The organism is Streptomyces sp. BR1, from assembly GCF_052373795.1.
Taxonomy (GTDB): Bacteria; Actinomycetota; Actinomycetes; order Streptomycetales; family Streptomycetaceae; genus Streptomyces.
Genome location: NZ_CM126252.1, coordinates 1454439 through 1464720, shown reverse-complemented (window position 1 = coordinate 1464720; position 10282 = coordinate 1454439). Strand labels below are relative to the sequence as shown.

Genomic DNA, 10282 nt, shown 5'->3' with positions numbered 1-10282 from the left:
CCGATGACCGGTCCGCCGACCGATCCGAAGCCGATGTCCGCACGTATTCCGCAGTTCCCCAGGGGGTGACGTTTCAGTGGCCAGCGCGAACGAAGAAAAGCTTCTCGAAAATCTGAAGTGGATGACCACGGAGCTGCGGCGTGCCCGCCGCCGCCTCCAAGAGGTCGAGTCGGACGCCCAGGAACCCATCGCCATCGTCGCGATGAGCTGCCGGTTCCCGAACGGTGTGCGCTCTCCCGAGGAATTGTGGAAACTGGTCGACGAGGGCGGTGACGCCATTACCGCATTCCCCGCCGACCGAGGCTGGGACATCGCGTCGCTCGCCGACCCCGACCCCGACCGCAAGGGCACCTTCTACAACACCGGCGGCGGATTCCTCGACGGCGCCACCGAATTCGACCCGGGATTCTTCGGGATCTCGCCGCGCGAGGCGCTGGCGATGGACCCGCAGCAGCGCCTCCTCCTGGAGACCTCCTGGGAGGTGTTCGAGCGCGCGGGCATCGCCCCGTCGGCGGTACGCGGCAGCCGCACCGGCGTCTACGTCGGCGCGGGCGCCATGGGATACGGCGCCGATCTCAAGGAGGCCCCGGAAGGGCTCGAAGGGCTCCTGCTGACGGGCGGCGCCACCAGCGTCCTGTCCGGCCGGATCAGTTATGTCTTCGGCCTGGAGGGCCCCGCGGCCACCGTCGACACCGCCTGCTCCTCCTCCCTCGTCGCCCTGCACCTCGCCACCCAGGCGCTGCGCCAGCGTGAGTGCTCGCTCGCTCTCGTCGGCGGCGTCTGCGTGATGCCCACCCCCGATGTGTTCGTCGAGTTCAGCCGCCAGCGCGGCCTGTCGCCCGACGGCCGCTGCAAGTCCTTCGCCGCCTCCGCCGACGGCACCGGCTGGTCCGAGGGTGTCGGCGTCCTGCTGGTCGAGCGCCTCTCCGACGCCCGCCGCAACGGTCACCAGGTGCTCGCGGTCGTCCGCGGCTCCGCCGTCAACCAGGACGGCGCCAGCAACGGCCTCACGGCTCCCAACGGCCCCGCCCAGCAGCGCGTCATCCGCCAGGCCCTGGAGAACGCCCGGCTCTCGGCCGTCGAGATCGACGCGGTCGAGGCGCACGGCACCGGCACCACCCTCGGCGACCCGATCGAGGCCCAGGCCCTGCTCGCCACGTACGGACAGGACCGCCCCGAAGGCCGCCCCCTGCGCCTCGGTTCACTGAAGTCCAACCTCGGCCACACGCAGGCCGCCGCCGGTGTCGCGGGCATCATCAAGATGGTCATGGCCATGCGCCACGGCGTGCTGCCCAAGACCCTCCACGTCGACGAGCCGACGCCCGACGTCGACTGGTCGGCCGGCGACGTCGCCCTGCTCACCGAGCCGATGCCGTGGCCGCAGACCGGCGCACCGCGCCGCGCGGCCGTCTCCGCGTTCGGCGTGAGCGGCACCAACGCCCACACCATCATCGAGCAGGCACCCGCCCACGAGGCCGGCGAGCCCACCGAGGAAGCCGCAGCCCCCACCGTCGCTCCGGCAGTCCTGCCGTGGACGCTCTCCGGCAGGAGCGCCGCCGCCCTGCGCGACCAGGCCGCCCGGCTGCTCACGCACCTGGAGACGCACCCGGAGCACTCCCCGGCGGACATCGGCTACTCCCTCGCCACCACCCGAGCCGCTCTGGAGCACCGCGCCGTGCTGCTCGGCGGCGTCGGGGACGACTTCCGTACGCGCCTGACCGCACTCGCCGAGGGCGGCGAGGCCGCCGGCCTGGTCACGGGCACGGCCACCGAGGGCAAGACGGCGTTCCTGTTCACGGGTCAGGGGAGTCAGCGGCTGGGGATGGGGCGTGAGTTGTATGACGCGTATCCCGTCTTCGCGGAGGCGTTGGACGCGGTCGCCGCTCACCTTGAAGTCCCGCTGAGGGATGTGCTGTTCGGCAACGACGGTGATCTTCTTGACCGTACGGAGTTCACGCAGCCTGCGTTGTTCGCGGTTGAGGTGGCGTTGTTCCGGCTGGTGGAGTCGTGGGGTGTGAAGCCCGACTTCCTGGCGGGTCACTCCATCGGTGAGATCGCTGCGGCGCATGTGGCGGGTGTGTTCTCGCTGGAGGACGCGTGTGAACTGGTCGCCGCCCGGGGCCGGTTGATGCAGGCGCTGCCCGCCGGTGGTGTCATGATCGCGGTGCAGGCGTCGGAGGACGAGGTCCTGCCGTACCTCACCGACCGAGTCAGCATCGCGGCCATCAATGGTCCGAAGTCAGTCGTCATCGCGGGTGACGAGGACGCGGCGCTTGAGGTCCTCGCGCAGTTCCCGGACCGTAAGTCGAAGCGGCTGACGGTCAGTCACGCCTTCCACTCCCCGCACATGGACGGCATGTTGGACGCCTTCCGCAAGGTTGCCGAGGGGCTGTCGTACGAGTCCCCGCGTATCCCGGTCGTCTCCAACCTGACCGGTGCGCTGGTCTCGGACGAGATGGCGTCGGCCGACTTCTGGGTACGCCACGTCCGCGAGGCGGTTCGCTTCCTCGACGGTGTTCGCGCCCTCGAAACCGCCGGTGTCACCACGTACGTCGAACTCGGCCCCGACGGAGTCCTCTCCGCCATGGCCCAGGAGTGCGTGACCGGCGAGAACACCGTCTTCGTGTCCGCTCTGCGTTCCGGCCGCCCCGAAGCCGAGACGCTGACGTCGGCCGTGGCCCACGCCCATGTCCGGGGTGTGCCCTTGGACTGGGAGGCGTACTTCGGCGGTACCGGCGCCCGGCGCGTCGAGCTGCCCACGTACGCCTTCCAGCGCGAGCGCTACTGGCTGGAACCCGGCGCGGCCGGTGCCGGTGACATGAGCGGGGCGGGGCTCGACCCGGCCGCGCATCCGCTGCTCGGCGCGGCCGTCACGCTGGCCGATTCCGGCACCGTGCTGTTCACCGGCAGGCTCTCGCTGCGGGACCAGCCGTGGCTGGCCGGCCACACCGTGGCGGGTACGGCTGTGCTGCCCGGAGCCGCCTTCGTCGAACTGGCCGTACGCGCCGGGGACCAGGCCGGCGGCGCGCACCTCGAAGCGCTGACGCTCGACGCCCCCCTGGCCCTGCCCGCCGAAGGCGCCGTACGACTCCAACTGCTCGTCGAAGGGCCCGACGCCACCGGCCGACGCCCCTTCACGGTCTCCTCCCGGACGGAGACCGCGCCGACGGACGCGCCCTGGGCCCGGCACGCACACGGCGTCCTCGCGCCCGCCGCGCCCGCGGCGTCGTTCGAGCCGGCGCAGTGGCCGCCTGCCTCGGCCGAGGCCGTGGACATCACCGAGCTGTACGCACAGGCCGCGGCGGCACCCGAGCGCGGCGCGCCGTTCCGGGCCGTGCAGGCGGTCTGGCGGCGCGACGGCGAACTGTTCGCCGAGGTGCGCCTGCCCGAAGGAAGCCCGCAGGCCGAGGAGTTCGGGCTGCACCCGGTGCTGCTCGACGCCGCGGCCCACGCCGCCGCACTCGCCGGACCTGACACCGGTTCGGGTGCCGGGCTCGGCTCCTGGTCGGACGTGACCCTGTACGCGGTGGGCGCCGGTGCCCTGCGGATACGGGCGTTCCCCGGTGCCGACGGATCCCTCGCGCTCGAACTCGCCGACGACCTCGGCGAGCCCGTGGCCACCGTCGGCGCTCTGACCCCGCGCCCCTTCGAGACGGGCGGGCCCGAGGCGGTACGGGACGATCAGGCCGGCCGGCACGACTCGCTGTTCCAGCTCGACTGGGTGCCGCTGCCGACCGGCGACGGCACGGCCGCGTCCACCGACGGCTGGGCGGTCCTCGGAGCCACGGAATCCGGCCCGGCGGCGCGATACGCCGACCTGGCCGCGCTGGGTGCGGCCGTCGAGGCGGGTGCGCCCGTACCCGCCCACGTCTTCGCGCCCTTCACGGAACACGGCGCCGGGAACGCACCACAGGCCCTGCGAGAGGCCGCACACCGGGCGCTCGCCCTGGTGACGGCCTGGCTGGCCGACGAGCGGTTCGCGGACGCGAAGCTGGTCGTCGTGACCCGGGGCGCGGTCGCCGCGCCCGGCGAGGACGTCGACGACCTGACGCATGCCGCGGTGTGGGGCCTGGTGCGCTCGGCGGAGACCGAGAACCCCGGACGGTTCGTCCTCGCGGACCTGGACGCCCCCGTCGCGGACGTCCTTGAGGGGCCGCTGGCCGCCGCCCTCGCCACCGGCGAACCCGAGCTGCTGCTGCGCGCCGCCGCCGTACGCGTGCCCCGGCTGACCCGCAGCCGCCCCGCCGCCCCCGCGGCCCCCACCACCGCGCTCGACCCGAACGGCACCGTCCTCGTCACCGGAGGATCCGGCACCCTCGCCGGCATCGTCGCCCGGCACCTGGTCACCGTCCACGGCGCCCGCCACCTGCTGCTCCTGAGCCGCCGGGGCGCCGACGCCCCGGGGGCCGCCGAACGCGGCGCCGAACTCGCCGAGTTGGGCGCCGAGGTCACCTGGGCCGCCTGCGACGCGGCGGACCGGGACGCCCTGGCCGCCGTCCTGGCCGCCGTTCCCGCCGAGCACCCGCTGACCGCGGTCGTCCACACGGCGGGCGTCCTCGACGACGGCATGATCGCCTCCCTCACCCCGGATCGCCTCGACGCCGTCCTGCGGCCGAAGGCCGACGCGGCCCTGCACCTGCACGAACTGACCCGAGAGCTGCCGCTGAGCGCCTTCGTGCTCTTCTCCGCGATCGCCGGCACCCTCGGCAGTGCGGGCCAGGCCAACTACGCCGCCGCCAACGTCACGCTGGACGCCCTCGCCCAGCACCGCCACGCCCGGGGCCTGCCCGCCACCTCCCTCGCCTGGGGACTGTGGGCCGACGCCAGCGGCATGACCGGCGGACTCGACGCGGCCCAGCTGCGCCGCATGGAACAGCACGGCATGGGCGCCCTCCCGGCCGCCGAGGGCATGGCCCTGCTCGACACGGCCCTCGCCGCCGGCCGGCCCCTGCTCGTCCCGGCCCGCCTCGACCTCGCCGGGCTGCGCACCGCCGCGGGCCCCGGCCCGGTCGCCCCCGTCTTGCGGGCGCTCCTCGGAGCGGGCGGCCGGCGGACCGCGCACACCCGCACGGACGGCGGCACCCCGCTGGCCGAGCGGCTGCACCGCCTCGCCGCCCCCGAGCAGGACCGGGCGCTCCTCGACCTCGTACGCACCCAGGTCGCGTCCGTACTCGGCCACGCCTCGGCCGAACGCGTCGATCCCGAGCGGGCGTTCAAGGATCTCGGATTCGACTCGCTGACCGCCGTCGAACTGCGCAACCGCCTCGGCGCCGTCACCGGGCTGCGGCTGGCGACGGCCCTGGTCTTCGACCACCCCTCGCCCGCCGCGCTCGTACGGCATCTGCGCGCCGAACTCCTCGGCGACCCACGGGAGGTGGCCGAGGACGCGCACGCCGTGCCCGCAGGCGTCGTCCCGGCCGACGACCCGATCGCGATCGTGGCCATGAGCTGCCGCTACCCCGGCGGTGTCCGCACCCCCGAGGAGCTGTGGCGGCTAGTCGTGAACGGCGGCGACGCGATCTCCGGCCTGCCCGGCAACCGGGGCTGGGACACCGACGAGCTGTACGCCGACGGTGACGGCCCGGCCTTCGAGGGCGGCTTCCTCTACGACGCCGACGCCTTCGACGCCGACTTCTTCGGGATCTCGCCCCGTGAGGCCCTGGCGATGGACCCGCAGCAGCGCCTCCTGCTCGAAACCTCCTGGGAGGTGATCGAGCGCGCGGGCATCGCCCCGTCCGCCCTGCGCGGCAGTCGGGCCGGTGTGTTCGTCGGCGCCTCCTACAGTGGCTACGACGCCCAGTTGGAGCAGGCCGGCGCGGACGGCGTCCTCGGCCATGTGATGACCGGCAACGCGGGCAGCGTCCTCTCCGGCCGGGTCTCCTACGCCCTGGGCCTGGAGGGTCCGGCGGTCACGGTCGACACGGCCTGCTCGTCCTCGCTGGTCGCGCTGCACTGGGCGATCCAGGCGCTGCGCAGCGGTGAGTGCTCGATGGCGCTCGCGGGCGGTGTGACCGTGATGTCGACCCCGGGCACCTTCAGCGAGTTCAGCCACCAGGGCGGTCTCTCACCCGACGGACGCTGCAAGGCGTTTGCCGCTTCGGCGGACGGTACGGGCTGGGGCGAGGGTGTCGGCATGCTGCTTGTCGAGCGGCTGTCGGACGCGCGGAAGAACGGCCATCCGGTGTTGGCGGTGGTCCGTGGTTCGGCGATTAACCAGGATGGTGCGAGTAATGGTCTGACGGCTCCGAATGGTCCGTCGCAGCAGCGGGTGATCCGTGCGGCTCTGGCGAGTGCGGGTTTGTCGGCTGCTGAGGTGGATGTGGTGGAGGCGCACGGTACGGGTACGAGGTTGGGTGACCCGATCGAGGCGCAGGCCCTGCTGGCCACGTACGGCCAGGACCGCGAGGCGGACCGGCCGCTGCTGCTCGGTTCGATCAAGTCGAACATCGGCCACACGCAGGCCGCCGCGGGCGTGGCGGGCATCATCAAGATGGTTCTCGCGATGCGGCACGGGGTGCTCCCGCAGACCCTGCACGTCGACGCGCCGTCGCCGCACGTCGACTGGTCGGCCGGCGAGGTGGCCCTCCTGACGGACGCGGCGCCGTGGCCGGTCACCGAGCGGCCGTGGCGAGCGGGCGTGTCGTCCTTCGGCATCAGCGGTACCAACGCCCACACGATCATCGAGCAGGCCCCGCAGGCCACCGACGGGATGCGGGCCCCGGCCGCCACCGTGGCGCACGGCGCCCTCCCGTACGTCCTCTCGGCGAAGACCCCCGAGGCTCTTCGCGCCCAGGCCGGGCAGCTCCTGTCCGTGCTCGAAGCCGAGGACGGCCCCCGGCCGGTCGACCTGGCGTACTCGTTGGCGACCGGTCGTACGGGTCTCGGCCACCGCGCCACGATCGTCGCCGACGGGCACCAGGGAGACGGCGACTTCGAGGGCCTGAAGCGTGCCCTCGCGGCACTGGCGGCCGGTGCGGAGGCACCGGGCCTGACACAGGGGACGGCGGCCAACGGCGGTCTGGCGTTCCTGTTCACGGGTCAGGGGAGTCAGCGGCTGGGGATGGGCCGTGAGTTGTATGACGCCTTCCCGGTGTTCGCGGAGGCGTTGGACGCGGTCGCCGCTCACCTTGAACTCCCGCTGAGGGATGTGCTGTTCGGCTCGGACGCGGAGGCGCTGGATCGTACGGAGTTCACTCAGCCTGCGTTGTTCGCGGTTGAGGTGGCGTTGTTCCGTCTGGTGGAGTCGTGGGGTGTGAAGCCGGACTTCCTGGCGGGTCATTCGATCGGTGAGATTGCTGCTGCGCATGTGGCGGGTGTGTTCTCGCTCCAGGATGCCTGTGAACTGGTCGCTGCCCGGGGCAGGTTGATGCAGGCGTTGCCCGGTGGCGGTGTGATGATCGCTGTGCAGGCGTCGGAGGACGAGGTGCTTCCGTACCTCACCGACGGTGTGTCCATCGCCGCCATCAATGGTCCGCAGTCGGTGGTCATCGCCGGTGACGAGGACGCGGCGGTCAAGATTGTCGCGCAGTTCCCGGACCGTAAGTCGAAGCGGCTGACGGTCAGTCACGCGTTCCACTCGCCGCACATGGACGGCATGTTGGAAGCCTTCCGCGAGGTGGTGTCGGGGCTCTCGTACGAGTTGCCCCGTATCCCGGTCGTCTCCAACCTGACCGGCGCTCTGGTCTCCGACGAGATGGCTTCGGCCGACTTCTGGGTACGTCACGTCCGCGAGGCGGTTCGCTTCCTCGACGGCATCCGATCCCTCGAAGCGGCCGGTGTCACCACCTACCTCGAACTGGGCCCCGACGGGGTTCTCTCGGCGCTGGCCCAGGAGTGCGTCACCGAGGACGCGGCCTTCGTGCCCGTGCTCCGCAAGAACCGTCCCGAGGCCGAGACCGTGACCACCGCGCTCGCCCAGGCTCACACGCACGGGGGCACGGTCGACTGGCAGGCGTACTTCACCGGCACCGGCGCCCAGCGCGTCGATCTGCCGACGTACGCCTTCCAGCGCCGGCGCTACTGGCCCGAGGCCTCCGCCGCCCCGCGCACCGCCGGGGCCGAGCTCGGCGGCAGTGAGGTGGACGCCCGGTTCTGGGACGCGGTCGAGCGCGAGGATCTCGCGTCGCTGGACGGCGGGCCGGAGCTGGACGGTGATCAGCCGCTCAGCGCCGTGCTGCCCGCCCTGTCGCTGTGGCGGAACAACCAGCGGTCGCGGTCGCAGGCGGACGCCCGGCGCTACCGGATCGCCTGGCAGCCGTGGACCGGGGCCGACCGGGGTACGCCGCCGGGCACCTGGCTGGTGGCCCTGTCGGCGCCGTACGCGGACGACCCCTGGGTCCGTACGCTGACCGCACGTCTGGAGGCGGGCGGCGCCCGGCTCGTACTGCTCGTCCTCGACACCGCCGACAGCGATCCGGCGGTGCTGGGCGCACGCCTGGCCGAGCGCGTGGACGAGGCGACGCGCGCGTCGACGGCCGGCGTCCTGTCGCTGCTGGCGCTGGACGAACGCGCGCACCCCGAGCACCCCGGCGTCCCCGTCGGCCTCGCCCTCGGCTCGGCCCTGACCTCCGTGCTCGCCGAGGCGGGCAGGGGCATCGAGGCACCGCTGTGGTGTGTCACCCGTGACGCCGTCGCAGCCGTCGCGTCCGACGAACTGGACGGGGCCGCGCAGGCACAGACCTGGGGCCTGGGCCGGACGTTCGCGCTGGAGCACCCCGATCGCTGGGGCGGACTCGTCGACCTGCCCGGCTCCGCCGACGAGCGGGCCGTGGACCGGCTGCTCGCCGTGCTCGCCGGAACCGGCGACGAGGACCAGCTGGCGATCCGTGCCTCGGGCACGCTCGTACGGCGCTTGGTGCGCGTCGCTCCTCAGGGGGCACGTACCGCGGCCTGGACCCCGCGCGGCACCGTACTCGTCACCGGCGGCACGGGCGCGCTCGGCGGGCATGTCGCCCGCTGGCTCGCCACGCACGGCGCGGAGCACGTGGTCCTGGTCAGCCGACGCGGGCCGGACGCGCCCGGCGCGGCCGAGACCGAGGCGGAGCTGTCCGCGCTGGGCACCACCGTGACCTTCGCGGCCTGCGACGTCGCCGACCGGACGGCGCTTGAGGCACTTGTCGCGCGGCTAGCCGCCGACGGCACCCCGGTACGCGCCGTGGTGCACGCGGCCGGCGTTTCGCAGCCGCCCGGCACCGGCACGGACCTGCCCGGATTCGCCCACGTCGTGGCCGCGAAGACCGCCGGGGCCGTCCACCTCGACGCGCTGTTCGACGCGCCCGACTCCCTCGACGCGTTCGTCCTCTTCTCCTCCATCGCCGGTGTCTGGGGCAGCGGCGGCCAGGGCGCCTACGCGGCGGCCAACGCCTTCCTCGACGCCCTCGCCGAACGGCGCAGGGCCCGCGGCCTCACCGCCACGGCCCTCGCCTGGGGCCCCTGGGCGGACGGCGGGATGGCAACCGAAGGAGACGCGGAGGAGCAACTGCGCCGCCGCGGGCTGCCGCCCATGGACCCGGCGACGAACCTGCTGGCCCTCGGGCGCGCGGTGGCGGGGAGGGACGCGGCACTGACCGTCGCCGACGTCGACTGGGCCCGGTTCGCGCCCGTGTTCGCCGCCGCCCGGCCCCGCCCGCTCATCGGTGATCTGCCGGAGGTGCGGGACGCCCTGCGCGGCGACGCGCCCGCCGCCCAGGGACCGGCCGCCGACGGCTCCCCGGCCGCGCTCCAACGGCTCACGGAGCTGACCGGCGACGACCGCCAGGCCGCCCTGCTCGACCTCGTACGCGAACACGCGGCAGCCGCCCTCGGCCACACCTCGGCCGACGCGGTCGCCGCCGACCGGGCCTTCAAGGACCTCGGCTTCGACTCGCTGACCGCCGTCGAGCTGCGCAACCGCCTGGGTGCGGCGTGCGGCCTGCGACTCGCCTCCAGCCTGGTCTTCGACTACCCCAACCCGACCGCACTGGCCCGGCACTTGGCGCACATCCTCTTCCCCGCGGGCACCGGAGCCCCCACCGCCCCCGGTGTGGACACCGACCCACAGGACGCCGAGCTGCGCCGCACCCTCGCGACCATCCCGCTGGGCCGGATCCGCGAGGCCGGGCTGCTGGACACCCTGCTCCGGCTCGCCGATCCCGATTCCCCCACGGCCCCCACAGGCCCCGCCGACGAAGGGGAGTCCATCGACACGATGGACCTCCAGGACCTTCTCGACCTGGCGCTCGACGGCGCCGACAGCAACGACCTCGACGACAGCAACCGATCCTGACGTGCCCGAAGTGCGGAG

General features: G+C 73.5%; 1 protein-coding gene. It reads left to right on the top strand.

What is annotated here, in order from left to right; all coding sequences use genetic code 11:
* Positions 1–76: 76 nt before the first annotated feature.
* Positions 77–10264, top strand: a complete 10188-nt coding sequence (locus ACT1U9_RS06095; protein ID WP_444537350.1) for a type I polyketide synthase — start codon at positions 77–79, stop codon at positions 10262–10264.
* Positions 10265–10282: the final 18 nt, after the last annotated feature.